23 protein-coding genes are annotated in these 23,411 nt (G+C 68.9%); 20 read left to right on the plus strand and 3 right to left on the minus strand.

Annotated features, from left to right (window positions below):
- Nucleotides 1-28: 28 nt before the first annotated feature.
- From ASE31_RS12260 to ASE31_RS12335, 16 genes are all read left to right on the plus strand, one after another.
- Nucleotides 29-583: a DUF3305 domain-containing protein gene (locus ASE31_RS12260; RefSeq protein ID WP_057201904.1), complete on the plus strand. Its 555-nt coding sequence runs from the start codon at nucleotides 29-31 to the stop codon at nucleotides 581-583.
- On the plus strand, nucleotides 576-1,259 hold the full coding sequence (locus ASE31_RS12265) for a DUF3306 domain-containing protein (protein ID WP_057202514.1): 684 nt from the start codon (nucleotides 576-578) through the stop codon (nucleotides 1,257-1,259). Before ASE31_RS12260 ends, ASE31_RS12265 begins: the two co-directional genes overlap by 8 nt.
- Entirely contained in the window at nucleotides 1,219-3,288 is a 2,070-nt protein-coding gene (locus tag ASE31_RS12270) for a 4Fe-4S binding protein (RefSeq protein WP_057201905.1), read from the plus strand. The genes ASE31_RS12265 and ASE31_RS12270 overlap by 41 nt, the downstream gene beginning before the upstream one ends.
- Nucleotides 3,289-3,308: 20 nt before the next feature.
- Nucleotides 3,309-3,914 carry a molecular chaperone gene (locus ASE31_RS12275; RefSeq protein WP_057202516.1) on the plus strand — a complete coding sequence of 202 codons (606 nt, stop codon included), beginning with the start codon at nucleotides 3,309-3,311 and terminating at the stop codon, nucleotides 3,912-3,914.
- Between the two features lie 139 nt (nucleotides 3,915-4,053).
- Nucleotides 4,054-4,266 carry a formate dehydrogenase gene (locus tag ASE31_RS12280; RefSeq protein ID WP_057202518.1) on the plus strand — a complete coding sequence of 71 codons (213 nt, stop codon included), beginning with the start codon at nucleotides 4,054-4,056 and terminating at the stop codon, nucleotides 4,264-4,266.
- Nucleotides 4,267-4,280: 14 nt separating this feature from the next.
- Nucleotides 4,281-7,259 (plus strand): formate dehydrogenase subunit alpha, encoded by a 2,979-nt coding sequence (locus ASE31_RS12285; RefSeq protein WP_057201906.1) that lies wholly within the window; start codon nucleotides 4,281-4,283, stop codon nucleotides 7,257-7,259.
- Nucleotides 7,260-7,287: 28 nt separating this feature from the next.
- Entirely contained in the window at nucleotides 7,288-7,908 is a 621-nt protein-coding gene (gene fdh3B / locus ASE31_RS12290) for a formate dehydrogenase FDH3 subunit beta (RefSeq protein ID WP_057201907.1), read from the plus strand.
- Complete coding sequence (locus tag ASE31_RS12295; protein WP_057201908.1) at nucleotides 7,905-8,141, plus strand: hypothetical protein; 237 nt, start codon at nucleotides 7,905-7,907, stop codon at nucleotides 8,139-8,141. Before fdh3B ends, ASE31_RS12295 begins: the two co-directional genes overlap by 4 nt.
- A gap of 13 nt (nucleotides 8,142-8,154) precedes the next feature.
- Nucleotides 8,155-9,348 (plus strand): formate dehydrogenase subunit gamma, encoded by a 1,194-nt coding sequence (locus tag ASE31_RS12300; RefSeq protein ID WP_057201909.1) that lies wholly within the window; start codon nucleotides 8,155-8,157, stop codon nucleotides 9,346-9,348.
- Nucleotides 9,349-9,356: 8 nt separating this feature from the next.
- On the plus strand, nucleotides 9,357-9,758 hold the full coding sequence (locus ASE31_RS12305) for a hypothetical protein (RefSeq protein WP_200961106.1): 402 nt from the start codon (nucleotides 9,357-9,359) through the stop codon (nucleotides 9,756-9,758).
- 64 nt (nucleotides 9,759-9,822) lie between these two features.
- On the plus strand, nucleotides 9,823-10,713 hold the full coding sequence (locus ASE31_RS12310; RefSeq protein ID WP_057202522.1) for a formate dehydrogenase accessory sulfurtransferase FdhD: 891 nt from the start codon (nucleotides 9,823-9,825) through the stop codon (nucleotides 10,711-10,713).
- Between the two features lie 36 nt (nucleotides 10,714-10,749).
- The gene (locus tag ASE31_RS12315; RefSeq protein WP_057201910.1) at nucleotides 10,750-12,306 is read left to right on the plus strand and encodes a C13 family peptidase; all 1,557 of its coding nucleotides are present in this window, start codon (nucleotides 10,750-10,752) and stop codon (nucleotides 12,304-12,306) included.
- A gap of 139 nt (nucleotides 12,307-12,445) precedes the next feature.
- Nucleotides 12,446-14,965, plus strand: coding sequence for an ABC transporter permease (locus ASE31_RS12320; protein WP_057201911.1), 2,520 nt, complete (start codon nucleotides 12,446-12,448; stop codon nucleotides 14,963-14,965).
- Nucleotides 14,966-15,117: 152 nt separating this feature from the next.
- Entirely contained in the window at nucleotides 15,118-15,549 is a 432-nt protein-coding gene (locus ASE31_RS12325) for a group II truncated hemoglobin (RefSeq protein WP_057201912.1), read from the plus strand.
- Between the two features lie 99 nt (nucleotides 15,550-15,648).
- A complete protein-coding gene (locus tag ASE31_RS12330) occupies nucleotides 15,649-16,233 on the plus strand; it encodes a hypothetical protein (protein WP_057201913.1) in 585 nt (194 codons plus the stop codon).
- Between the two features lie 24 nt (nucleotides 16,234-16,257).
- Nucleotides 16,258-16,728 carry a RidA family protein gene (locus ASE31_RS12335; RefSeq protein ID WP_057201914.1) on the plus strand — a complete coding sequence of 157 codons (471 nt, stop codon included), beginning with the start codon at nucleotides 16,258-16,260 and terminating at the stop codon, nucleotides 16,726-16,728.
- Nucleotides 16,729-16,794: 66 nt separating this feature from the next.
- On the opposite strand, the gene ASE31_RS12340 is transcribed toward ASE31_RS12335, so the two are convergent.
- Both ASE31_RS12340 and radC read right to left on the minus strand, forming a co-directional pair.
- Entirely contained in the window at nucleotides 16,795-17,439 is a 645-nt protein-coding gene (locus tag ASE31_RS12340) for a Smr/MutS family protein (protein WP_057202524.1), read from the minus strand.
- A 311-nt stretch (nucleotides 17,440-17,750) separates the two neighbouring features.
- The gene (radC, locus tag ASE31_RS12345; RefSeq protein WP_057201915.1) at nucleotides 17,751-18,464 is read right to left on the minus strand and encodes a DNA repair protein RadC; all 714 of its coding nucleotides are present in this window, start codon (nucleotides 18,462-18,464) and stop codon (nucleotides 17,751-17,753) included.
- A gap of 89 nt (nucleotides 18,465-18,553) precedes the next feature.
- Here radC and ASE31_RS12350 point away from each other — a divergent pair, with 89 nt between their 5' ends.
- Nucleotides 18,554-19,018 (plus strand): peptidylprolyl isomerase, encoded by a 465-nt coding sequence (locus ASE31_RS12350; protein WP_057201916.1) that lies wholly within the window; start codon nucleotides 18,554-18,556, stop codon nucleotides 19,016-19,018.
- The gene (ispH, locus tag ASE31_RS12355) at nucleotides 19,018-20,013 is read left to right on the plus strand and encodes a 4-hydroxy-3-methylbut-2-enyl diphosphate reductase (protein WP_057201917.1); all 996 of its coding nucleotides are present in this window, start codon (nucleotides 19,018-19,020) and stop codon (nucleotides 20,011-20,013) included. Before ASE31_RS12350 ends, ispH begins: the two co-directional genes overlap by 1 nt.
- A 27-nt stretch (nucleotides 20,014-20,040) precedes the next feature.
- Here ispH and ASE31_RS12360 read toward each other — a convergent pair whose 3' ends face one another.
- The gene (locus ASE31_RS12360; RefSeq protein WP_057201918.1) at nucleotides 20,041-20,736 is read right to left on the minus strand and encodes an HPP family protein; all 696 of its coding nucleotides are present in this window, start codon (nucleotides 20,734-20,736) and stop codon (nucleotides 20,041-20,043) included.
- Nucleotides 20,737-20,911: 175 nt separating this feature from the next.
- On the opposite strand from ASE31_RS12360, the gene ASE31_RS12365 reads away from it, so the two are divergent.
- Nucleotides 20,912-21,850, plus strand: coding sequence for a threonine/serine dehydratase (locus ASE31_RS12365; protein ID WP_057201919.1), 939 nt, complete (start codon nucleotides 20,912-20,914; stop codon nucleotides 21,848-21,850).
- A gap of 171 nt (nucleotides 21,851-22,021) precedes the next feature.
- Nucleotides 22,022-23,344, plus strand: coding sequence for a serine--tRNA ligase (gene serS / locus ASE31_RS12370; protein WP_057201920.1), 1,323 nt, complete (start codon nucleotides 22,022-22,024; stop codon nucleotides 23,342-23,344).
- Nucleotides 23,345-23,411: the final 67 nt, after the last annotated feature.

Below are 23,411 nucleotides of genomic sequence, written 5' to 3' on the forward strand. Positions count from 1 at the left end.
CCCCTGCACGGCGCAGTACAGTCGGGCCATGTCTCTGCGCCCCACCATCGAAGTCGCCGTCATCATGCGCCGCGAGCGCCTGGACAACCGCTGGCAGCCCTGGCGCTGGGTGCTGGACGACGTGGTCCCCGCAGAAGCGGCCTTTGGCGATGTGCCGCGCCTCTTGCGCCAGGACGACAACCAGGCCCTGTGGCTGTTCCCGGGCTTTGTGGTCGAATTGTTCAAGGACGATGGCGAGGGCTACCACCTGAACCTGTCCGCGCCCGCGCCCTGCTGGTTCGTGCTGTGGCGCATGGACGAGGAGGGCAGCGTGCCCGAGCCGCTGGCCCGCCCCGTGGCCGTGAGCCTGAGCTACCACGATGCCGGCCGCTGGCTCGATGCGCAGGAAACGGTGGAGCAGGTGCCCGCGCCAGCGGCTGTGCTGCAGGCGCTGCAGGCCTTCGTCGACGAGCACTACGCGCCCGAGCCCAAGCGACGCAGGCGGCCCGACAGCTTCCAGTCGCTGACCGACCGCTTCGGCAACCCGGCGTCGGTTTCCACCGACAAACAGCGCGGTGGCCGGGGCGGCCCGCACCATGGCTGACGGTTTTCTCTCGCGCTGGTCGCGCCGCAAGCAGGAGGTGGCTGCGGGCAGGCCCGTGCAGGAGCCGGAGCCATCGCCCCCAGCAGAGGTCTTGCCATCCGCCGCCGCCATGCCTGCCCCGGAGCCGGTGGCCGTGCCTGCCGCCGCTGAGCCAGAGCTGCCCACGCTGGCCGATGCGCAGGCCCTGACGGCCGAGTCCGACTTCAAGCCCTTCATGGGCCGCGGTGTGGCGCCCGATGTGCGCAACACGGCCATGAAGAAGCTGTTTGCCGACCCGCATTTCAATGCCATGGACGGCCTGGACACCTACATCGACGACTACTCCAAGCCCGATCCGCTGCCTGAAGGCATGCTGCGCCAGATGGCCAGCGCCCATTTCATGGGCTTCTTCGACCATGAAAAGGACGCGGCCGGGGAGGCCGTGCCAGAGGCCGCGCAGACAATGGCCCCGCAAGACCCTCAGCCTCGGGATGATGCGGAGACGCCGGCGCTGCCAGACGTGGCACAGTCGGGGGTATGCACCGCCATTCCTAGCTCGCCAGAACTGGCCACAGCCGACCCCGCAGGGGGCGATGGGGCCAGGGTAGCCAGCCATACCGAACATGACCACGCTGATCTGCGACTGCAACCAGACGATGCCCCTCGACGCGAAGGCGTTGGGCGCGGCCCTGCATGAGGAACTGACCCTCCATTCCACGCTGTGCCGGCGCGAGGCCGGCGCCTTCCAGGATGCGATCCGCACCGGCCAGGAGGTGGTGGTGGCCTGCACCCAGGAGCAGCGCCTTTTCGGCGAACTCGGCACGCAGACCGAAGGCGCGGTCTCACCGATCCGCTTCGTGAACATCCGCGAAACCGGCGGCTGGAGCCGCGATGCCCGCGATGCCGGCCCCAAGATCGCCGCGTTGCTGGCCGCAGCCCGGCTGCCCGAGCCGCCGCCGGTGGCCACCGTCAGCTACAAGAGCATGGGCCGCCTGCTGGTCATCGGCCCGCTCGATGCCGCCGAACAGGCTGCCGCCCTGGTGGCCGACGTGCTCGATGTGACCCTGTTCGCGCAGGGCCCGGGGCAGGCAGGCGGCGCGCAGGCGCGGCGTTTCCCCGTGCTCGGCGGGCGCCTCACCGGCCTGTCGGGCTGGCTCGGGGCCTTCGACGTGCAGTGGGCTGCCGACAACCCCATCGACCTGGACCTGTGCACGCGCTGCAACGCCTGCATCGTGGCCTGCCCCGAGAACGCCATCGGCCTGGACTACCAAGTGGACCTGTCCGCCTGCGATGCGAACCGCGCCTGCGTGCGCGCCTGCCAGGTGGCGGGCGCCATCGACTTCGGCCGCGAGGCCAGCGCACAGCAGGAACGCTTCGACCTGGTGCTGGACCTGCGCCCGGCCACGGCCGAGCCCACCTTCGTGCAGCATGCGCCGCCGCAGGGCTACTTCCGCAGCGACGGGCGCGACATGGCCGTGCTGCTCAAGCTGCGCGAGATGGTGGGCGAGTTCGACAAGCCCCGCTTCTTCGCCTACAAGCAAAAGCTCTGCGCCCACAGCCGCAACGAGACCGTGGGCTGCAATGCCTGCATCGACATCTGTTCTGCCGAGGCCATTTCCAGCGACAAGAGCCGCCAGCAGATCAAGGTCAACCCCCACCTGTGCGTGGGCTGTGGTGCCTGCACCACGGTGTGCCCGACGGGTGCACTCTCTTTTGCCTACCCGGGTGCCACAGAGCAGGGCGCGCGCTTCAAGGCCTTGCTGTCCACCTATGCGGCCGGGGGCGGCCAGAGCGCCGTGCTGCTGCTGCACAGCCAGGAGCAGGGCCAGGCCCTGGTCGAAGAATTGGGCCGTGCCGCCCAGCTGCGGCGTGCCCAGGGCGTACCCGCCCATGTGATCCCGGTGCCGCTGTGGCACACCGCCAGCACCGGCGTGGACCTGTGGCTCAGTGCGCTGGCCTATGGTGCTTCGCAGGTGGTGGTGCTGGCCACGCACGAGGAGGCGCCCCAGTACCTGGATGGTGTGCAGGCGCAGATGGAGGTGGCGCAGGCCATCCTGCATGGCCTTGGCTACACCGGCAGCCACCTGCGGCTGCTGCGCGCGGGCGATGTGGCGGCGCTCGATACCGCCCTGCAATCCCTGCGCCAGACCCGCCAGGTGCTGCCGCCCGTGGTGGCACGCCATGCCGTGGCCCAGGAAAAGCGCGCCACGCTGGAGATGGTGCTTGACCATTTCATCGCCCATGCACCGCTGCTGAAAGAGGGCCTGCCCGAGGCCATTGCGCTGCCGGCGGCCGGCGCGCCGCTCGGGTCCATCACGGTCGACAAGGACCGCTGCACCCTGTGCCTGAGCTGCGTGAGCGCCTGCCCGGCCGGCGCGCTGCAGGACAACCCGCAACTGCCCCAGCTGCGCTTTCTGGAAAAGAACTGTGTGCAGTGCGGCCTGTGCGCCACCACCTGCCCCGAAGACGCCATCGCCCTGCAGCCGCGCCTGCTGCTCACGCCCGAACGCGCGCAGCTGCGCGTGCTGGCCGAAACCCAGCCCTGGGCCTGTGTGCGCTGCAGCAAACCCTTTGGCACGTTCAAGGCCATTGAAGCCATGCTGGAGCGGCTCTCGGGCCACGCCATGTTCCAGGGCGAGGCGCTGGAGCGCCTGAAGATGTGCGGCGACTGCCGCGTGATCGACCTTTATTCTTCCCAGAGCGAAGCGAAAGTGACGGACCTGTGAGCGCCACCGCACCCCTGACCATGGCCGCCAGCGCCGCCCTCGACGAGGAAACCGCGCGTGCCGAACTCTATGGCCTGCTGGCGCAGCTGTACTACAGCGCCCCGGCGCCCGGCCTGCTGGCCACCCTGCGCGTGGCCGTGACCCAGGCGCCGGCCGAAGGTGGCTTGCTGGAGGAGCCCTGGCAGCAACTGGTGGGGGCCACCCGTGCGCGGGAGGACGCGGCCATTGCCGCCGAGTTCGAGCGCCTGTTCGGCGGCATGGGCAAGCCCGAGGTCTTCCTCTACGGGTCGCACTACCTGAGCGGCTTTCTCAACGAGAAGCCGCTGGCACGCCTGCGCAGCGACCTGGATGCCCTGGGCCTGGCGCGCAGCGAGGCCATGCCCGAGACCGAGGACCACCTGGCCTACCTGTGCGAGGCCATGCGCTACCTGATCGCTGGTGACGACATGGCGGTGTGCAACCTTACGACACAACGGGACTTTTTTGCCGCCCACCTGCAGCCCTGGGTGCCGGCCCTGTGCGATGTGCTGGAGGCCCACCCCGCCGCCCCCTTCTATGGCGCGCTGGCCCGCTTCACACGGGCTTTCGTGGCTGTGGAAGCCCAGGGTTTCGACATGCTGGAATGAGCCGCTGCGGGCGCCTGCGAAGGTGTGCCAAACCCGAGTGAAGTTCCATGGGGTGGCCATACCCGATTGCAGTGGGCCAGACACTCGCATAGACTGTATGAACGACATTGCATAGCCGCAAGCCCTCCTGGAGACAATGATGCAGGACAGCCAGCCCCAACCTTCTCGCCGCCGGTTCTTTGCAGGTGCAGCCACTGCGGGGGCTGCTGCTGCCGCCGTCGTGGCCTTGCCCCACATTGCAGCCCCAGGTGCCACCGCTGCAGCCGAGCCCGTGCCAGCACCGCCTGAGCGCGGTGGCGGCTACCGCCTCTCGGCACACGTGCAGCAGTACTACAAGACCACCCAACTCTGACCGCGGGGCGCGCCATGTTGCTCACCAAGAAGTCTTCCCACGCCCGAGAGGGCGCTGCGGCCACCTCCTCGTCCTCTCCCTTCGTCCACAGCCTGCAGCGCGGCCTGGCCAAGGCCCTGCCCACCATGGACCGGCGCGCCTTCCTGCGCCGCTCGGGCCTGGGCGTCGGCGTGGGCATCGCTGCCTCGCAGCTCACCCTGGTCAAGAAGTCCAGCGCCGCGGAGGGCGCCAAGGTCGGCCTGGGCGACAGCAAGATCGAGGTGCGCCGCACCATCTGCACCCACTGCTCGGTGGGCTGCGCGGTGGACGCCGTGGTCGAGAACGGCGTCTGGGTGCGCCAGGAGCCGGTGTTCGACTCCCCCATCAACCTGGGCGCGCACTGCGCCAAGGGCGCCGCGCTGCGCGAGCACGGCCATGGCGAGTACCGCCTGCGCTACCCGATGAAGCTGGTCAACGGCAAGTACGAGCGCATCAGCTGGGACACGGCGCTCACCGAGATCACCGCCCGCATGCAGGACCTGCGCAAGGCCAGCGGGCCCGACAGCGTGTACTTCGTGGGCTCGTCCAAGCACAACAACGAGCAGGCCTACCTGCTGCGCAAGTTCGTGAGCTTCTGGGGCACCAACAACTGCGACCACCAGGCCCGCATCTGCCACTCCACCACGGTGGCCGGGGTGGCCAACACCTGGGGCTACGGGGCCATGACGAATTCGTACAACGACATGCAGAACAGCAAGGTCGCCATGTACATCGGCTCCAACGCGGCCGAGGCCCATCCGGTGAGCATGCTGCACATGCTGCACGCCAAGGAGACCGGCTGCAAGATGATCGTGGTGGATCCGCGCTTCACGCGCACGGCGGCCAAGGCCGACGAGTACGTGCGCATCCGCTCGGGCACCGACATCCCCTTCCTCTTCGGCCTGCTGTACCACATCTTCAAGAATGGCTGGGAAGACAAGCAGTACATCAACGACCGTGTCTACGGCATGGACAAGGTGCGCGAGGAGATCCTGGCCAAGTGGACGCCCGACAAGGTCGAGGAGGCCTGCGGCGTCAAGGAAGAGCAGGTGTTCAAGGTGGCCAGCCTGCTCAACGCCCACCGCCCCGGCACCATCGTCTGGTGCATGGGCCAGACGCAGCACACCATCGGCAACGCCATCGTGCGGGCCTCGTGCATCCTGCAGTTGGCTCTGGGCAACGTGGGCAAGACCGGCGGCGGCACCAACATCTTCCGCGGGCACGACAACGTGCAGGGCGCCACCGACGTGGGCCCCAACCCCGACTCGCTGCCCGGCTACTACGGCATTGCCGAAGGGGCCTGGAAGCACTTCGCGGCGGTCTGGGGCGTGGATTTCGAGTGGATCAAGGCCCGCTATGCGAGCCCGGCCATGATGACCAAGTCGGGCCTCACGGTCTCGCGCTGGATCGATGGGGTGCTCGAAAAGAACGAGCTGATCGACCAGGACTCCAACCTGCGCGGCGTGTTCTTCTGGGGCCATGCGCCCAACTCCCAGACCCGGGGGCTGGAGATGAAGCGCGCCATGGACAAGCTCGACCTGCTGGTGGTGGTCGACCCTTACCCTTCGGCCACGGCCGCCATGGCGGCCATGCCCGGCCGGGCTGAAGACCTGAATCCGAACCGTGCGGTCTATCTGCTGCCTGCAGCCACGCAATTCGAAACCAGTGGTTCGTGCACGGCATCCAACCGCTCGCTGCAATGGCGCGAGAAGGTGATCGAGCCGCTGTGGGAGAGCCGCTCGGACCACATGATCATGTATCAGTTCGCGCAGAAGCTGGGTTTCGACAAGGAGCTGGTCAAGAACTACAAGCTGCAGAAGGTGCAGGGCATGGACGAGCCCGTGATCGAGGACATCCTGCGCGAGATCAACCGCAGCGTCTGGACCATCGGCTACACCGGCCAGAGCCCCGAGCGTCTGAAGGCGCACATGAAGAACATGCACCTGTTCGACGTGAAGACCCTGAAGGCCAAGGGCGGCAAGGACAAGGAAACCGGCTACGACTTCACCGGCGACTACTTCGGCCTGCCCTGGCCGTGCTACGGCACGCCCGAGCTCAAGCACCCCGGCTCGTCCAACCTTTATGACACTTCCAAACATGTCATGGATGGCGGCGGGTGCTTCCGCGCCAACTTCGGTGTCGAAAAGGATGGCCAGAACCTGCTGGCCGAGGACGGATCCTACTCGCTGGGCTCCGACATCACCACCGGCTACCCCGAGTTCGACCATGTGCTGCTCAAGAAGCTCGGCTGGTGGGACGAGCTCACCGACACCGAGAAGAAGGCCGCAGAAGGCAAGAACTGGAAGACCGACCCGACGGGCGCCATCATCCGCGTGACCATGAAGAACCATGGCTGCCACCCCTTCGGCAACGCCAAGGCGCGCGCCGTGGTGTGGAACTTCCCCGATGCCATTCCGCAGCACCGCGAGCCGCTGTACGGCACCCGGCCCGACCTGATGGCCAAGTACCCCACGCACGATGACAAGAAGGCCTTCTGGCGCCTGCCCACCCTCTACAAGAGCGTGCAGGACAAGAACATCGCCGACAAGGTGCACGAGAAGTTCCCGCTGATCCTGACCTCGGGCCGGCTGGTCGAGTACGAAGGCGGCGGCGAAGAGACCCGCTCCAACCCCTGGCTGGCCGAGCTGCAGCAGGAGTCGTTCGTGGAGATCCACCCCAAGACCGCAGGCGAGCGCGGTGTGCGCAACGGCGAGCAGGTGTGGCTCAGTTCGCCCACGGGCGCCCGCATCAACGTGCAGGCGCTGGTGACCGAGCGCGTGGCGCCCGACACCGTGTGGATGCCGTTCCACTTCTCGGGCCGCTGGCAGGGCGCAGACATGCTGGACCACTACCCCAAGGGCGCAGCGCCCATCGTGCGCGGCGAGGCCGTGAACACGGCCACCACCTATGGCTACGACAGCGTGACCATGATGCAGGAAACCAAGACCACGATCTGCAACGTGGAACGGGCATGAACACGCGGCACCGACCAGGAGACACCCCATGGCACGAATGAAATTCATCTGCGATGCAGAGCGCTGCATCGAATGCAACGGCTGCGTCACCGCCTGCAAGAACGAGCACGAAGTGCCCTGGGGCGTGAACCGCCGCCGCGTGGTCACCCTGAACGACGGCGTGCCGGGCGAAAAATCCATCTCGGTGGCCTGCATGCACTGCAGTGACGCCCCCTGCATGGCGGTGTGCCCCGTGAACTGCTTTTACCGCACCGACGAAGGCGTGGTGCTGCACGACAAGGACGTCTGCATCGGCTGCGGCTACTGCAGCTATGCCTGCCCGTTCGGCGCCCCGCAGTTCCCTTCGCAGGGCACCTTTGGCGTGCGCGGCAAGATGGACAAGTGCACCTTCTGCGCCGGCGGCCCTGAGACCCATGGCAGCCAGGCCGAGTTCGAGAAATACGGCCGCAACCGCCTGGCCGAGGGCAAGCTGCCGGCCTGCGCCGAGATGTGCTCCACCAAGGCCCTCTTGGCCGGCGATGGCGATGTGGTGGCGGACATCTTTCGCAACCGCGTGGTGCAGCGCGGCAAGGGTGCCGAGGTCTGGGGCTGGGGCACGGCCTATGGCTCCAAGCAGGCCGGCCAACCCACCCCGGGAGCCAAGTCATGACCGGGCGCACTGTACTGATCCTGGGCGCAGCCTGTGGGCTGCTGGCGCTGGTGGCCTGCACCGAGAAGCCGCAGACCGGCGGCGGCGTGCGCATCGATGCGCCGCCCTATGCCGGCACAGGCAGCAATTTCACGCAGCCCGGCTGGAAGGCCGGCGACAAGGCCGGCTGGGAGCAGCAGCTCAAGGCGCGCCAGCAGTACGGCCAGAACGAATACACCCGCACCACCCGGTAGAGCGAGGCCTGCCATGAAAAACTTCCTGTGCAGCATGGCGCTGTTGGCCGGCCTGGCCTGGGGCACGGCAGGGGCCCAGGCCCCGGCCAGCGCGCAAGCGGCCTCTGCCGCGACGCCAGCGGTGGCGCCCGCGGTCGGCGGCATCCAGGGCCAGAACATCTTCCAGGTCAAGCCCGATGCCAGCGAAGAACCGGGCTACGCCCAGCAAAACAACGGCGAGCGCGCCAAGGTGCAGCCGGGCAACAACGCGCCCATGTGGCGCCAGGTGGGCGAGGGCGTCACGGGCTACAGCAGCCTGCCCAAGAGCCAGGCGCCCGAGGCCGGCAACCTGATCCAGCCCTTCGTGCAATACCCAGGCTCGCGCGTGACCAACGCGGGCGAGGCCTGGCGCCAGGTGCGCAACCAGTGGATCATTCCCTACGGCGGCTCGCTGCTGCTCATCGTGGCGGGGGCCATCGCCCTGTTCTATTGGCGCAAGGGCACGATGCAGCTGCACGGCGCCGAGACGGGCCGCAAGATCGAGCGCTTCACGCCCTTCGAGCGCTCCGCCCACTGGGCCAACGCCATCGCCTTCGTGGCACTGGCCATCTCGGGCCTGGTGATGGCCTTCGGCAAGTTCTTCCTGCTGCCCATCCTGGGTGGCACGCTGTTCGGCTGGCTGGCCTATGCCCTCAAGAACCTGCACAACTTCGCCGGGCCGCTGTTCGCGGTGTCGCTGGTCATCGTATTCTTCACCTTCCTCAAGGACAACTTCCCGCGCCGGGGCGACCTCACCTGGCTGCTCAAGGGCGGCGGCATGCTTTCGGGCACCGAGGTGCCTTCGCACCGCTTCAATGCCGGCGAGAAGCTGGTCTTCTGGGGTGGGGTGCTGTTCCTGGGCGCCATCGTCGTGGCCTCGGGCCTGGTGCTGGACAAGCTCATTCCCGGGCTCATCTACGAGCGCGGCACGATGCAGATCGCACACATGGTCCACGCCGTGGCCACGGTGGTGATGATGGTCATGTTCATGGGCCATATCTACCTGGGCACCATCGGCATGCAGGGCGCCTACAAGGCCATGAAGACCGGCTACGTGGACGAAACCTGGGCCAGGGAGCACCACCAGCTCTGGTACGACGATGTCAAGGCCGGCAAGATCCCATCGCAACGCAGCAGCAGTGCAGAGCCCGCGGGCGAGGCCGCTGCCGCCAAGCCCGTTCAGGCATGAGGCCCACCATGACGATGAACAACAAGCCTTCTTTCCTTCGCCCCTTGCTGCTGGCCCTGTGCGCCGCCTGCGCCTGCAGCGCCGCGCTGGCCAAATTGCCGCCGCCTGCGCCCGAGGCAGCCGCCAAGGCGGCCGAAGCCGCTGCCAAGGCCGCCTGGGCCGGCAAGGTCGACAACTACAAGCTGTGCCAGTCGCAGGACCGGGTCGCGGCCCACTACCGCAAGACCAACACCGCCGCCAAGCCTGCCGCCGCAGTGGGAGCCGCCTGTGCGGACCCGGGCCCCTTTGTCTACACACCGCCCGAGGCCAAGCCCCTGGAGGCCGCCGGTGCGCACTCGCCACCGGGCACGGCCAGCAGCCCGCCCAGCACCCAGACGCCTGCAGCGGCCGCTTCGGCGCCCAAGTCCTGAGCACCGCCCGGCACTGGCGGGTGCCTGTCCGCTGCATCGCGCGGGGATGCGCTACGCTGTCCCCATGACCACGCCCGTGCCCGCCACCGCCGCCCCCCGCCTGCCGCGCCTGACCCAGGCGCAGGCGCCTCTGACCCACCGCGTCGAGGTGGTCAACGAGCATGGCGAGCGCGAAGAGCTGTCCATCCCCGCCGAGCGCCCGCTGACCGTGTATGTCGACAACCGCGAGCTGGTCACGCTGATGACCCTGGGCGCGCACCCCGAGCTGCTGGTGCTGGGCTACCTGCGCAACCAGCGCCTGGTGGAGTCGGCGCAGGACATCGAGTCGGTCACGGTGGACTGGGAGGTCAACGCCGCCGCCGTGCGCACGCGCGACGGCATCGCGCGCATCGAGGAGCGCACGGCCAGCAAGGTGGTCACCACCGGCTGCGGCCAGGGCAGCGTGTTCGGCGGCCTGATGGACGAGGTGGACCGCATCGTGCTGCCCGAGGCGCGGCTCACGCAGGGCCAGCTGTACGGCATCGTCAACGCCATCCGCCTCAAGGAGAGCACTTACAAATCGGCCGGCTCGGTGCACGGCTGCGCGCTGTTCCAGGGCGAGGAGCTGCTGGTCTTCGTCGAGGACGTGGGCCGCCACAACGCCATCGACACGATTGCGGGGTGGATGTGGATGGCCGCCGGGGACGCCGCACCCATGGCGGGCGCCGACAAGGTGTTCTACACCACGGGCCGGCTGACCAGCGAGATGGTCATCAAGTCCGCCCAGATGGGCGTGCCCATCGTGGTCTCGCGCAGCGGCATGACGCAGATGGGGCACGCCGTGGCCGAGCAACTGGGCCTGTGCGCCATCGGCCGCGCCACCAACCGGCGCTTCGTCTGCTACAGCGGCATGCAGCGGCTGGTGCTGCAGCCTGAACTGGCGCAGGCCACCACCCCTTCATCCTCCGCCACCTGACACCGGGCCGCCGCGCGGCGATGGCATGATCGGGCGATGCGCGATCAGAAATCCCCCAACGCATGGCCGGACACCCTGCCCAGCCAGTTTGGCCCCTACGACCCCGACGAGGTGCCGGACACCCATCGCATCCCCGTGCCCCAGGGGCCCGGGGAGCCCGATGCGCCCGTATCCGCGGTGACCGAAGCGGTAGATTTGCCGCGCCTGCCGCTCGGGCAGTGGTGGTGGCAAGGGCTGCGGGCCGCCGTGCTGTTGGCGCCCCGAACGGGTGCGGCCGTGCCCAGGCCCCTGCAGCTGATCGTTCTGGTGCTGCTGTGCAGCGGGGTTTTGCTGGGGTTGGAGCGTCTGCATGTGGCGGGCCCGGCCCATTTCAACCTGCGCGGCTGGCTGCTGACATGGTGGTCTCTGCCGCTGCTTGCCTGGTGTGCCTGGTGGGCGCTATCTGCCGCTCGGCGCCAGGATTCACCGGCGCAGGTGACCGGTGGCCTGGCTGCCTGGCTAGCGCTCACCAGCGTGGCCGTGCTGCCCGCGTCGGTGGTGGCCTACGCATTGATGGCGTGGGGGGCGCACCAGCCTGCTCGCTGGTCTTCGGGATACGGCCCCACGGTTTTCTGGGTCATCTATGCGGCGACGCTGCTGTGGATGCTGGCGGCCGATGTCCGGGTGCTGTCCCGCTTCGTGCGTTCGCATGTGCGCACGGGCTTGTACGCACTGTTGCTGCTGGCTGTGCTCGGGGTGGGTATGCAGTACGCATCCAGCCGCTCCTGGGAGCCCGACACCTCCGGCGACGACATGCCCACCCCAGCCCGCCTGCATCTGTCCCAATCGCTGTTCGAATCCCAGCAGGACCTGATGCAGCAGCAGGTCGACGCCCTGGTGCCCGAGCGTCCTGGCGTGACCGATGTCTATGCCCTGGTCTTTGCTCCCTACGCCCGCGAGAACGTGTTCCGCCGCGAGAGCACCATGGTCAGCGACCTCTTGCAGGAGCGCTTCGACGCGCAGGGCCGGGTGCTGCACTTGCTGAACCACGCCGAAACCGCCGACACCCATGTCTGGGCCACGCCCGAGAACCTGGACCGGGCGGTGACGGCCCTGGCCGCACGCATGGACAAGGAGAACGACGTGCTTGTGGTCTACATGACATCGCACGGCGCCCAGAACCACCAGCTCGCCGCCTCGCACTGGCCGCTGGAGGTGCCTCCCATCAGCCCCGAGATGCTGCGCGAGGCGCTGGACACGGCGGGCATCCGCCACCGCGTGATCGCGATATCCGCCTGCTACTCGGGCGGCTGGATCGACGCCCTGGCCACGCCCTCGACGCTGATCATGACGGCGGCGGACGCGACCCACACCTCCTACGGCTGCGGCGCCCTGTCGGAGCTGACCTTCTTTGGCCGCGCCGTGTTCGACGAACAGCTGCGCAGCACGCATTCCTTCGAGGAGGCGTTCAAGAAGGCCGTGCCCCTGATCCAGCAGCGCGAGATCGAGGCCGGCAAGAGCGACGGCTTCTCGAACCCGCAGATCCGCGTGGGCGCCGAGATCACCCCGGTGCTCAAGGGCCTGGAAGAGCGGTTGAACGTCGCTCCCCGTTAGGGTAGAGGGCCCTTAGAGCCTGTTCAACGTCTTTTTGCGGCTTCAAAAAGACGTTGAACAGGCTCTTAAAGGGCCTGCACGCCGGCTGGAAATGTTTCATTGCCGCGGATTGGCGGGCTTTTGCGCTAATGTCACGCCCATGAACCTTTCTTTTATCCGCCTGGGCTGGCGCACCCTGTTGCGCGACCTGCGCGCGGGCGAGCTGCGCCTCCTGGTCGTGGCCGTGACATTGGCCGTCGCCGCACTCACCTCGGTGGGCTTCTTTGCCGACCGCCTGCAGGGCGGCCTGCAGCGCGACGCCTTGCAACTGCTGGGCGGAGACGCCGTGGTGGCCAGCGACAACCCCACGCCCGCCACCTTCGTGGAGCGCGCCAAGGCCCTGGGCCTGCAGAGCGTGACCACCATGGGCTTTCCCACCATGGGGCGGGCCACCGATGCCAAGGGCGGTGCCAGCAAGCTGGTGGCCCTCAAAAGCGTGCAGCCGGGCTACCCGCTGCGCGGCACCCTCACCGTGGCCGTGGGCCCGGGGGCGGCCGAGCAGACCACGCGCGACATCCCGGCGCGCGGCGAGGTGTGGGTGGATGCGCCGCTGCTCGAATCGCTGGGCCTGGCCATGGGCGACCAGTTGCTGCTGGGCGATGCGCAGCTGCGCATCACCCGCATCATCGTCATCGAGCCGGATCGGGGCGCCGGCTTCATGAGTTTTGCACCACGCGTCATGCTCAACGAGGCCGACGTGCCCGCCACCGGCCTGGTGCAGCCCGCCAGCCGGTTGACCTACCGGTTTGCCGTCTCCGGCGCCCCGGCCGCCGTCAAGGCTTTCAGCCAGTGGGCTGCCGACGAGGCCAAGAAGCCCGAACAGCACGGCGTGCGCGTCGAGTCGCTCGAAAGCGGTCGCCCCGAGATGCGCCAGACGCTGGACCGGGCGCAGAAATTCCTGAGCCTGGTGGCCCTGCTGGCCGCGCTGCTCTCGGCGGTGGCCGTGGCGCTGGCCGCGCGCGGCTTTGCCGCCGACCACCTTGACGCCTCGGCCATGCTGCGCGTGCTGGGGCAGAGCCAGCGCACCATTGCCGGCGCCTACACCACCGAGTTTGCGCTGATCGGGCTGTTCGCCAGCGCGCTGGGCGTGGCCGTGGGCTACCTGGTGCACTACGTCTTCGTGCTGCTGCTGGCCGGGCTGGTGGAGTCGGCCCTGCCCGCTGCAAGCCTGTGGCCCGTGGCCTTCGGGCTGGGCATGGGGCTCACGCTGCTGTTCGCCTTTGGCCTGCCGCCCGTGCTGCAACTGGCCCAGGTGCCGCCGCTGCGTGTGATCCGGCGCGATGTGGGTGGGCTCAAGCCGGCCTCCATGGCCGTGCTGGGCGTGGGCGTGGCCGGCTTTGCTGCCCTGCTGCTGGCCGTGAGCAGCGACATCATGCTGGGCTTGATCGCCGTGGGCGGCTTTGCCGGTGCCGTGGCGCTGTTCGCGGGCCTGAGCTGGGTGGCCGTGAAGCTGCTGCGCCGCAGCGTGAACGAGGCCACCGCGCCGCGCTGGCTGGTGCTGGCCACGCGGCAGATATCTGCGCGCCCGGCCTATGCCGTGGTGCAGGTCAGCAGCCTGGCCGTGGGTCTGCTGGCGCTGGTGCTGCTGGTGCTGCTGCGCACCGACCTCATCAGCAGCTGGCGCCAGGCCACGCCGCCCGATGCGCCCAACCGCTTCGTGATCAACGTCATGCCAGAGCAGTCCGACGCCTTTCAGCAAAGCCTCAAGGACGGCGGCGTGAAGCGCTACGACTGGTACCCCATGATCCGCGGCCGCCTGCTGGCGGTGAACGGCAAGGCCGTGGGCCCGGCCGACTACACCGACGACCGCGCCAAGCGCCTGGTGGACCGCGAGTTCAACCTCTCCACCGCCGTGCAGCAGCCGCCCCACAACCAGATCGTGGCCGGCCAATGGACCGAGAACGAGCAGGGCACCATCAGCGTGGAAGAGGGCATTGCCGAAACCCTGGGCCTGAAGATGGGCGACAGGCTGCAGTTCGACATCGGCGGTGTGCATAACGAGGCGCGCATCACCAGCCTGCGCAAGGTGGACTGGGGCTCCATGCGCGCCAATTTTTTCGTCATGTACCCCGTGGAACACCTCGAAGGCGTGGCCGTGACCTACCTGGCGGCCTACCGCGCACCCGACAAGGCCGGTTTCGACAACGCGCTGGTGCGCCAGTTCCCCAACATCACCAATGTGGACATGGGCGCCACCATCACCCAGGTGCAGCGCGTGCTCGATCAGGTGATCCGCGCGGTGGAGTTCCTCTTCGCCTTCACCCTGGCCGCCGGCCTGGTGGTGCTGTTCGCGGCCGTCACCGCCACGCGCGAGGAGCGCGCGCGCGAGTTCGCCATCATGCGCGCCGTGGGGGCCCGCGCCAGCCTGCTGCGCCAGGTGCAGCGCGCCGAACTCATGGGCGTGGGCCTGCTCGCGGGTTTTCTGGCCAGCACGGTGGCCGTGGTCGTGGGCTGGGCGCTGGCGCGCTTCGTGTTCGACTTCACCTGGACGGCATCACCCTGGGTGCCGCTGGCCGGTGCGCTGGCCGGCGCCGTGCTGGCGCTGGCCGCAGGCTGGTGGGGGCTGCGCGACGTGCTGCGCCGCCCCGTGGTGGAGACCTTGCGCCGCGCCTCGGAGTAGGGCGACCGGAGGCAGCACGCAGGCTACCCTTGGCAGCCCGGCGAGGTCTCCTTCCGGTGCATCGGCCAGGGCGGCTTCCAACTGAGAAATATGAACATCCCTGCTCTGGCAACCAAGCTCGCCAGACATGCCTGGCGCAGACTGTGACCCCCATGGACGACGACACCCCCGACAACACCACCCCCGCCACCACGCCCTTCGAATGGATCGGCGGCGAAGAACGCGTGCGCGCCCTGGTCGAGCGCTTCTACGACCTGATGGACCTGGAGCCCGGCTATGCCGAGCTGCGTGCCGCCCATGGCAGCGACCTCGCCAGCGCGCGGCAAAAGCTGTTCTGGTTCCTGTGCGGCTGGCTGGGCGGGCCGTCCTACTACACCGACCAGTTCGGTCACCCGCGCCTGCGTGCGCGCCACATGCCGTTTTCCATCGGCACGCAAGAGAGCCGCCAGTGGGTGGCCTGCATGGACCAGGCCATGGGCGAGACGGGCGTGCCCGAGGCGCTGCGCACGCGCTTGCGCGAGAGCTTCACGGGCACGGCGGACTGGATGGTCAACCAACCTCTGGTGACCAAGAAGCTGATGTGACCGGCACCGGCACGGCGACCGATTTTGTCGGTCGGCCTTGCGCCGGGGCATGTGCCCGCAGGCATACTGCGAGTCCATTCCACCGAAGGAGCCCGTGCCATGAAGCGTTCCCTTGTCCTTGCCGCCAGCTTGCTGGCCTGTGCCCTGACGCATGCCCAGCCGGCCCCCGCCGCTGGAGACACCTGGGGCAGTGCGCCGCCCGCGTCGGACGACCGCTTCACCAACCCCAAGAGCAAGCTCTACTCGGGCCCCAACGGCTGGCACAACTTCGGGGAGGTGCGGGCCGAGGTGGCCAATGCCGCCAAAACCCGCTATGGGTTCAAGACGGGGCTCAACTACCTCGCCACCTCCAAGTCCTTCGTGTTTGCCACCAACTCCCAGACGCAACTGGTCGAGGTGGACTTTGGCACCGACCAGCCCGCACCGGGCACCTACGAAGTGGCTGCCAAGCCCGATCCCGCCCAGAAAAAGGCGCTGGTCTCGCTCACCGATGCATCGGGCGGCAAGCTGCTGGGCTGGCAGAGCGGCGACAAGGCCGGCACCGTCACGGTGTCCAAGGTCAACGGCTACCTGTACTTCACCGCGCGCAACCTGCGCCTGGCGCCCGTGGGCATGAGCAACAAGGGCGATCTCAAGCAGCCCATGTCGCTGGGCTTCGAGGGCGCTGTCGCACCCGAAAAATGATCCTTGTTGGAAAGCACCCCGCCCATGTCATGCGATGAACGCTTCGCCCAGGAGGCCCAGGCGCTGGGCTACAGCTTCGACGGCGAGATCAAGATCGGCGGCAACTACGTGCCTTTGGTGCGCGATGGCCGCCATATTTACCTGAGCGGCCAGATCCCCCGCGTGGGCGACACCGTGGTGGTCACGGGTGCTGCAGGGGCAGATGCGTCGCTGCAGGATGCGCAGCGCGCAGCCAAGGTCTGCGCCATGCGGGCGCTGGCGCTGCTGCAGCGCGCTTTGGGCACGCTCGATGCCGTCACGGCGGTGCTGCGCATCACCGTCTACGTGCAGTCGGCCCCCGGCTTCACGCAGCAGAGCGAGGTGGCCGATGGCGCCTCGGAAGTGCTCTACCGCGTGCTCGGCCCGGTGGGCGCGCACACCCGCACCTCGGTGGGGGTGCTGCAGCTGCCCAAGAACGCTACGGTCGAGGTAGACCTGATCGCCGCAGCGGATTGACACCGGGGCGCAGTGCGCGCGAGCCCACCGCGCCTTCACGGGCCACTGCCCGAGGCGCGCACGCGCCTATGGATTGCGTGGCCCCACGGGCTGCAACAGCACCAGCAATGCGCCTGCGCCACCATCGACGGGCCGGGCCTGCACGAAGGCCAGCACCTCGTTCTTCTGCACCAGCCAGCGCTGCACCCGGCCCTTGAGCACGGGGCTCTTGCCGGGCGAGCCCAGGCCCTTGCCGTGCACCACGCGCACGCAGCGCAGCCCGTTGCGATGGGACTGGCGGATGAACTGGCCCAGGGCCTCGCGCGCCTCGTCCACGCGCAGGCCGTGCAGGTCGAGCTGGCCCTGGATGGACCAGTAGCCCGAGCGCAGCCGCTGCGTGACCTGCACGCCGATGCCGGGGCGCCGGTAACTCAGCGCGTCGTCGGTGTCGAGCAGGGTGCTCACGTCGAAGTCGTCGCTGATGGATTCGAGAAGTACGCGCTCCTCGTCCAGCCAGTGCTGCAGCGGCAGCGGCTGGGGCAGGCGGCGCTGCAGGCGCGCCAGGTTGCGCATGCGCAGCGGGGTGATGGGGCCCACACTGCGGCTGAACAGCTGCTGCTCGGCCTCGGCCCGGGCGGCGGCCTCGCGCCGGGCCTTGTCTTCGGCCTGCTCGCGCTCGTGCTGCTCGCGCAGCTGGCGCGCCACCGTGGCCAGCTCCTGCAGGTCGGTGATGCGCTGGCCGGCGCGCCGGGGCGCGGGGGGCGCCCGCCGAGGGGGCTTTGCCGCAGGGGCTGGTGCGGCGGCGGGCGGCCGGGGCACGCGCGCCGGCCGGGCGGCCGCCAGGCGGGCCGCGGCCGATGCACGCCGGGCGGCGCGTGTGGGCTCGGGTACCGGCGGAGCCGGGGTGGGCAGGGCGGCTGCCAGGGTGGGGGGCAGGGCCTCCTTGCCCGCCGTATCGGCGGCGCGGGCCAGGGCCGTCTGCAGCGCGGTGGGCGCCGCAGGCCGTGGACTGGGCGAGGGCGCGCGCGCCGGCGGGGCCGGGCTCACAGCAGCCCCTTCTCGGCCATCGACAGGGCCTGGCCCGGGGCCACGATGACGTGGTCGAGCACGCGCACGTCGATCAGCGCCAGCGTGGTCTTGAGCGTCTGGGTCAGCGCCTCGTCGGCGCGGCTCGGCTGCACGCTGCCGCTGGGGTGGTTGTGGGCCAGCACCACGGCGGCGGCCTGGTGGTGCAGCGCGCGCAGCACCACCTCGCGCGGGTAGACGCTGGCCTGGGTCAGCGTGCCGCGAAACAGCTCTTCGAGCGCCAGCAGCCGGTTCTGGTTGTCCAGGAACAGCACGGCGAACACCTCGTGCCCCTTGGCTGCTAGGTGCAACTGCAGGTAGTGCTTGACGGCGTCGGGCGAATCGAACACCTCGCGCTCGCGCAACTGCTGGGCCAGGGCCCGGCGCGCCAGCTCCAGCACGGCCACCAGCTCGGCGCGTTTGGCCGGGCCCAGGCCCTTGATGCGGGCGAGGTCATCCGCACTGGCGTGCAGCAGGCCGGCAATGCCGCCAAAACCGCCTGTGAGCTTGCCCGTGGCGGCGTTCAGCACCGGCGGGTCGAGCAGCTCCTGTGCCATCTGCAGCACGCCCTTGCCTACGATGCCCGTGCGCAGCAGGATGGCCAGCAGCTCCGCATCGGCCAGCGCGGCAGGGCCACGCGCGAGCAGTTTTTCGCGCGGCTGGGCGTCCGGGGGGAGGTCTTTGATGGCCATGGCGTACAGGGGGTTAGGGGGCTCTCGGACACCCGGCCATGGGGGATTGCCCGTTTTTCTACAATAGAGGCCAGTTTATCGGGACTTTCATGACCTCTACCGCCACAGCCCTTCCCACCGTACAGCCGGGCTCCTTTCTCACGCTGCACTATCGCCTGGCAGGTCCGGCGGGGGATGTGATCAACACCTTTGCCGACAAACCGGCCACGCTGTCGCTGGGCACGGGCGAGCTGTCGCCCGCCATGGAGCTGCACCTGCTGGGCCTGGTGGAGGGCACGCGCGCCACCTTCGAGCTGCCCGCGGGCGAGGCTTTTGGTGAGCGCAACCCCGACATGCAGCAGTGGGTGGCGAAAAAGCTGCTCAGCGACCTGGGCAGTGCCGACGAGAAGTACAGCCCCGGCGATGTGGTGCAGTTCCCCACCCCCGACGGCATGGGCAGCTATGCCGGTGCGGTGATGCAGGTGCGCGAGGACGGTGCCGTGCGCTTTGACTTCAACCACCCGCTGGCCGGCCAGCCCGTCACCTTCGAAGTCCATGTGATCGGAATCCTCTGATGCAGACCCCCCAGGAAATCCTGCTGGCCGAGCCCCGCGGCTTCTGTGCTGGCGTGGACCGCGCCATCGAGATCGTCGAACGCGCGCTGCAGAAGTTCGGCCGCCCGATCTACGTGCGCCACGAGATCGTACACAACACCTACGTGGTCAACGACCTCAAGGAAAAGGGCGCGATCTTCATCGAAGACCTGGCCGACGTGCCCCCGGGCGCCACCCTGGTCTTCAGCGCCCATGGCGTGAGCAAGGCCGTGCAGGAAGAGGCCGTGGCGCGCGGCTTTTCCATCTTCGACGCGACCTGCCCGCTGGTGAGCAAGGTACACGTCGAGGTGGCCAAGCTGGCCAAGGAGGGCTACGAGTTCATCATGATCGGCCACAAGGGCCATCCCGAGGTGGAAGGCACCATGGGCCAGCTCGACCACGGCATCCACCTGGTGGAGGACGTGGAGGACGTGGCCCATGTGCAGCCCGCGCAGACCGCCAAGCTCGCCGTGGTCACCCAGACCACGCTGAGCGTGGACGACGCGGCCGAGATCTCGGCCGCCGTGCGCGCCCGCTTCCCCCAGGTGCGCGAGCCCAAGCACCAGGATATCTGCTACGCCACGCAGAACCGGCAGGACGCCGTCAAGGTGCTGAGCCCGCAGGTGGACCTGGTGATCGTGGTCGGCAGCCCCACCAGCTCCAACAGCAACCGCCTGCGCGAGCTGGCCGCCAAGCTGGGCACCACGGCCTACATGGTCGACAGCGCCGATGAACTGAAGGCCGAGTGGTTCACCGGCGTGGCGCGCGTGGGCCTCACGGCCGGTGCCTCGGCACCCGAGATCCTGGTCCGGCAGGTCATCGACCGCATCAAGGCGCTGGGCGCGGTGTCGGTGCGCAGCATGAACGGCATCGAGGAAACCATCAAGTTCCCGCTGCCCAAGGGCCTCAAGATCGACGCTGCCACCGGTTTCGAGATCAAGGAGCGCCAGCCCGAAACCGGGCCGGCTGGTCATTGAAATCGGGTAAGTAGGCGCTCACAACGCCTACAGTGCCACGGCTGGGCCGCTCCACAGGTCCAGGGGCGGGTCCGCCGCCACGGCGCGCAGGATGTCGGTGCGCGAGATGAAGCCCGTGAGCCGGCCCGTGTCGTCCGTCACCGGCAGGCCGGGCAGGCCGGTGTCCAGCAGCACGGCGGCCACGCGGCGCAGTTCGGTGTCGGCCGCCACGGCGGGCACGGGGCTCACCATCACCTCGGACACAGGCCGCCGGGCCAGGTCGATGGCCTGCTTGACCGCGCCGGGCTCGGGCAGCAGGTCCAGCGGCGCCATGTCGGCACGCAGCAGCAGGCCCACCACGCGGCCCTGGGCATCCACCACTGGCGCCTGCGCCACATGGTGCTCGGCCAAGGTCTGCCAGGCAGCGTTGACCATGGCCTCGGGCTGCACGGTCAGGGCCTCCTGGGTCATCACGTCGCTCACCAGCGTCAGCGGCTTGCGCGCCTGCTGGGGGCCTTGTTCGGTTTGTGCATAGGCGCTCACGGCATCCTGCAGGCGCAGGTTCACGGGCAGGGCGGCGGCGCCGGTGGGGGGCGTGGGCAGGTCGGGCTCCCGCGCCTGCACGTCCAGCGAACGGGTGCGCAGGGCCTGCGGGCGCTGCACGCGCCGCACCGGTGCGATGGTGGCCAGGTTTTCAGGCCCGCCACGGTACATCTGCCCCGAAGGGCCGAACACAAAAAACATGCAAGCAACCTCCTGCGGGCACGCCCGCAGCAAGCGGTGGCCCATGCCCATGTTATCGGCAGCCAAAAGGCCTGGGCACAGCCCAGGGTGTATCTGTGTGTGTGCTGCGGTGCGCAACGGGGCATCTACACTCCCTGGTTGTCCTGAATCGGGCCTTTCGGGCCCCCGCATTTCCATGATCGACCGCGCCGCCATCTCCGCCGCCCGCACCCAGCTGGCCTCCCGCCCCGACTTCCTGCGCACCACGCCGCTGCTGCGCCTGAGCGGCCGATCCCTGGGCGTGGACTGCGCCGAGGTCTGGCTCAAGCTTGAGCACCTGCAGGTGGGCGGCAGCTTCAAGGCGCGCGGCATGCTGTACCGCCTGCTGGCCAACCCCGTGCCCGAGAGCGGCGTGATCATCGCCTCGGGCGGCAACGCCGGCATTGCCGTGGCCGCTGCGGCCCGGGCTCTGGGCGTGCGCTGCGAGGTCTTCGTGCCCGAGGTCTCGCCCGAGGCCAAGCGCGCCCGGCTGCGCGCCCTGGGGGCCGAGGTGGTCGTCACCGGAGCGGCGTATTCCGAGGCCTTCGAGGCCTGCGTGGCCCGCCAGAAGACCACCGGCGCCCTGCAGGCCCATGCCTACGACCAGCCCGAGGTGGTGGCCGGTGCCGGCACCCTGGCCGCCGAGATCGAGGAGCAGGGCGGGCGCCTGCCCGACACCGTTCTCGTCAGCGTGGGCGGCGGCGGCCTGATCGGCGGCGTGGCCGCCTGGGTGGAAAGCCGCGCCCACGTGGTGGCGCTGGAGCCCGAGCGTGCCCCCACCCTGCACGCGGCCCGCGCAGCCGGCATGCCGGTGGACGTGGAGGTGGGCGGCATCGCCGCCGATTCGCTGGGTGCGCGCCGCATCGGCGCTATCGGCTGGGAGGTGAGCCAGCGCCATGTGCACGAATCCCTGCTGCTGCCCGACGAGGCCATCCGCTCGGCCCAGCAGTGGCTGTGGAAGGAACTCAAGCTGGCCGTGGAGCCGGCGGCCGCGCTGGGCCTGGCAGCCCTGCAGACCGGCGCCTACAAGCCCCAGCCGCAGGAGACGGTCGCCCTCATTTTGTGCGGTGCCAATTTCGATCCCGCGAACCTGTAACCCCCTGAGTCGCTTCGCGCCTTCCCCCTGAAAGGGGGACGCCCCCAGTGCGGCGGGGCGGCCCTTGCACGGGGGCACTGGCTTGGGGCGCGCCAGTTGCAACGGTTGCGCGCGATGCTTGTCGCCATCACCCTGAATCAGGCTTTTTTGCCAGCCCTCTAAAATCCCCCCATGCTAGACATTCTTCTTCTCCGCAAAGACCTCGACACCGCCATCGCGCGCCTGGAAACCCGCAAGAAGCCCCAGGCCTTCCTGGACGTTGCCGCCTTCCAGGGCCTGGAATCCGAGCGCAAGACCCTGCAATCGCGCACCGAAGAGCTGCAGTCGCAGCGCAACCAGCTCTCCAAGCAGGTCGGCATGCTGATCAGCCGTGGCGACAAGGACGGCGCCGAGGCCGCCAAGGCCCAGGTCACCGCCTCCAAGGCGGAGCTGGAGCAATCGGCCGCGCGGCTGGAGCAGATCCAGGCCGAGCTGCAAACCATGCTGGCCGCCGTGCCCAACCTGCCGCACGAGAGCGTGCCCGTGGGCGCTGACGAATCGGGCAACGTCGAAGTGCGCAAGTGGGGCACGCCCGGCACCTATGCCTTCGAGGTCAAGGACCATGTCGACGTGGGCGCGCCCCTGGGCCTGGACTTCGACATGGGCGTCAAGCTCTCGGGCTCGCGCTTCACCGTGATGAAGGGGAACATTGCCCGCCTGCACCGCGCGCTCGCCCAGTTCATGCTTGACGTGCAGACCCAGGAGCATGGCTACACCGAGTGCTACGTGCCCTACGCCGTCAATGCCGACTCGCTCAAGGGCACGGGCCAGTTGCCCAAGTTCGAGGGCGACCTGTTCGCCGCCAAGAAGGGCGGCCAGGACGGCGAGCCCGTGCCGGACAACGCGGCGCTCTACCTCATCCCCACCAGCGAGGTGCCGCTGACCAACTTCGTGCGCGACGTGGTCGTGGCCGAGACCGAGCTGCCGATCAAGCTCACGGCGCACACGCCGTGCTTTCGCTCCGAGGCCGGCAGCTACGGGCGCGACACGCGCGGCATGATCCGCCAGCACCAGTTCGACAAGGTCGAAATGGTGCAGATCGTGCACCCCGACAAGAGCTACGACGCGCTCGAAGCCATGACCGGCCACGCCGAAGCGGTGCTGCAGAAGCTCGGACTGCCCTACCGCGTGATGAGCCTGTGCACCGGCGACATGGGCTTCGGCGCCGCCAAGACCTATGACCTCGAAGTCTGGCTGCCCGCGCAGAACACCTACCGCGAGATCAGCTCGGTGAGCAACTGCGAGGCCTTCCAGTCGCGCCGCCTGCAGGCCCGCTTCAAGAACGCCCAGGGCAAGAACGAGTTGCTGCACACCCTGAACGGCTCGGGCCTGGCCGTGGGCCGCACGCTGGTGGCCGTGCTGGAAAACTACCAGCAGGCCGACGGCAGCGTGACCATCCCCGAGGTGCTGCGCCCCTACATGGGCGGCCTGGCCGTGCTGGCGCCGCAGGCGTGAAGTAAAGCACCCCCTGAGTCGCTTCGCGCCTTCACCCCTCTCTCGCATTGCTGCGCAATGCGGGAGG

Origin of the sequence: Acidovorax sp. Root217 (assembly GCF_001428645.1) — a bacterium.
Lineage (GTDB): Bacteria > Pseudomonadota > Gammaproteobacteria > Burkholderiales > Burkholderiaceae_C > Acidovorax.

Coding starts and splice junctions, on each gene's coding strand:
- ASE31_RS12285 (WP_057201906.1), top strand. CDS start 4,281: ATGTTGCTCACCAAGAAGTCTTCCCACGCCCGAGAGGGCGCTGCGGCC.
- ASE31_RS12320 (WP_057201911.1), top strand. CDS start 12,446: ATGAACCTTTCTTTTATCCGCCTGGGCTGGCGCACCCTGTTGCGCGAC.
- serS (WP_057201920.1), top strand. CDS start 22,022: ATGCTAGACATTCTTCTTCTCCGCAAAGACCTCGACACCGCCATCGCG.
- ASE31_RS12335 (WP_057201914.1), top strand. CDS start 16,258: ATGTCATGCGATGAACGCTTCGCCCAGGAGGCCCAGGCGCTGGGCTAC.
- ASE31_RS12360 (WP_057201918.1), bottom strand. CDS start 20,736: ATGTTTTTTGTGTTCGGCCCTTCGGGGCAGATGTACCGTGGCGGGCCT.
- ASE31_RS12265 (WP_057202514.1), top strand. CDS start 576: ATGGCTGACGGTTTTCTCTCGCGCTGGTCGCGCCGCAAGCAGGAGGTG.
- ASE31_RS12280 (WP_057202518.1), top strand. CDS start 4,054: ATGCAGGACAGCCAGCCCCAACCTTCTCGCCGCCGGTTCTTTGCAGGT.
- fdh3B (WP_057201907.1), top strand. CDS start 7,288: ATGGCACGAATGAAATTCATCTGCGATGCAGAGCGCTGCATCGAATGC.
- ASE31_RS12365 (WP_057201919.1), top strand. CDS start 20,912: ATGATCGACCGCGCCGCCATCTCCGCCGCCCGCACCCAGCTGGCCTCC.
- ASE31_RS12350 (WP_057201916.1), top strand. CDS start 18,554: ATGACCTCTACCGCCACAGCCCTTCCCACCGTACAGCCGGGCTCCTTT.
- ASE31_RS12270 (WP_057201905.1), top strand. CDS start 1,219: ATGCCCCTCGACGCGAAGGCGTTGGGCGCGGCCCTGCATGAGGAACTG.
- ASE31_RS12315 (WP_057201910.1), top strand. CDS start 10,750: ATGCGCGATCAGAAATCCCCCAACGCATGGCCGGACACCCTGCCCAGC.
- ASE31_RS12305 (WP_200961106.1), top strand. CDS start 9,357: ATGACGATGAACAACAAGCCTTCTTTCCTTCGCCCCTTGCTGCTGGCC.
- radC (WP_057201915.1), bottom strand. CDS start 18,464: ATGGCCATCAAAGACCTCCCCCCGGACGCCCAGCCGCGCGAAAAACTG.
- ASE31_RS12275 (WP_057202516.1), top strand. CDS start 3,309: ATGGCCGCCAGCGCCGCCCTCGACGAGGAAACCGCGCGTGCCGAACTC.
- ASE31_RS12300 (WP_057201909.1), top strand. CDS start 8,155: ATGAAAAACTTCCTGTGCAGCATGGCGCTGTTGGCCGGCCTGGCCTGG.
- ASE31_RS12295 (WP_057201908.1), top strand. CDS start 7,905: ATGACCGGGCGCACTGTACTGATCCTGGGCGCAGCCTGTGGGCTGCTG.
- ASE31_RS12260 (WP_057201904.1), top strand. CDS start 29: ATGTCTCTGCGCCCCACCATCGAAGTCGCCGTCATCATGCGCCGCGAG.
- ispH (WP_057201917.1), top strand. CDS start 19,018: ATGCAGACCCCCCAGGAAATCCTGCTGGCCGAGCCCCGCGGCTTCTGT.
- ASE31_RS12325 (WP_057201912.1), top strand. CDS start 15,118: ATGGACGACGACACCCCCGACAACACCACCCCCGCCACCACGCCCTTC.
- ASE31_RS12310 (WP_057202522.1), top strand. CDS start 9,823: ATGACCACGCCCGTGCCCGCCACCGCCGCCCCCCGCCTGCCGCGCCTG.
- ASE31_RS12330 (WP_057201913.1), top strand. CDS start 15,649: ATGAAGCGTTCCCTTGTCCTTGCCGCCAGCTTGCTGGCCTGTGCCCTG.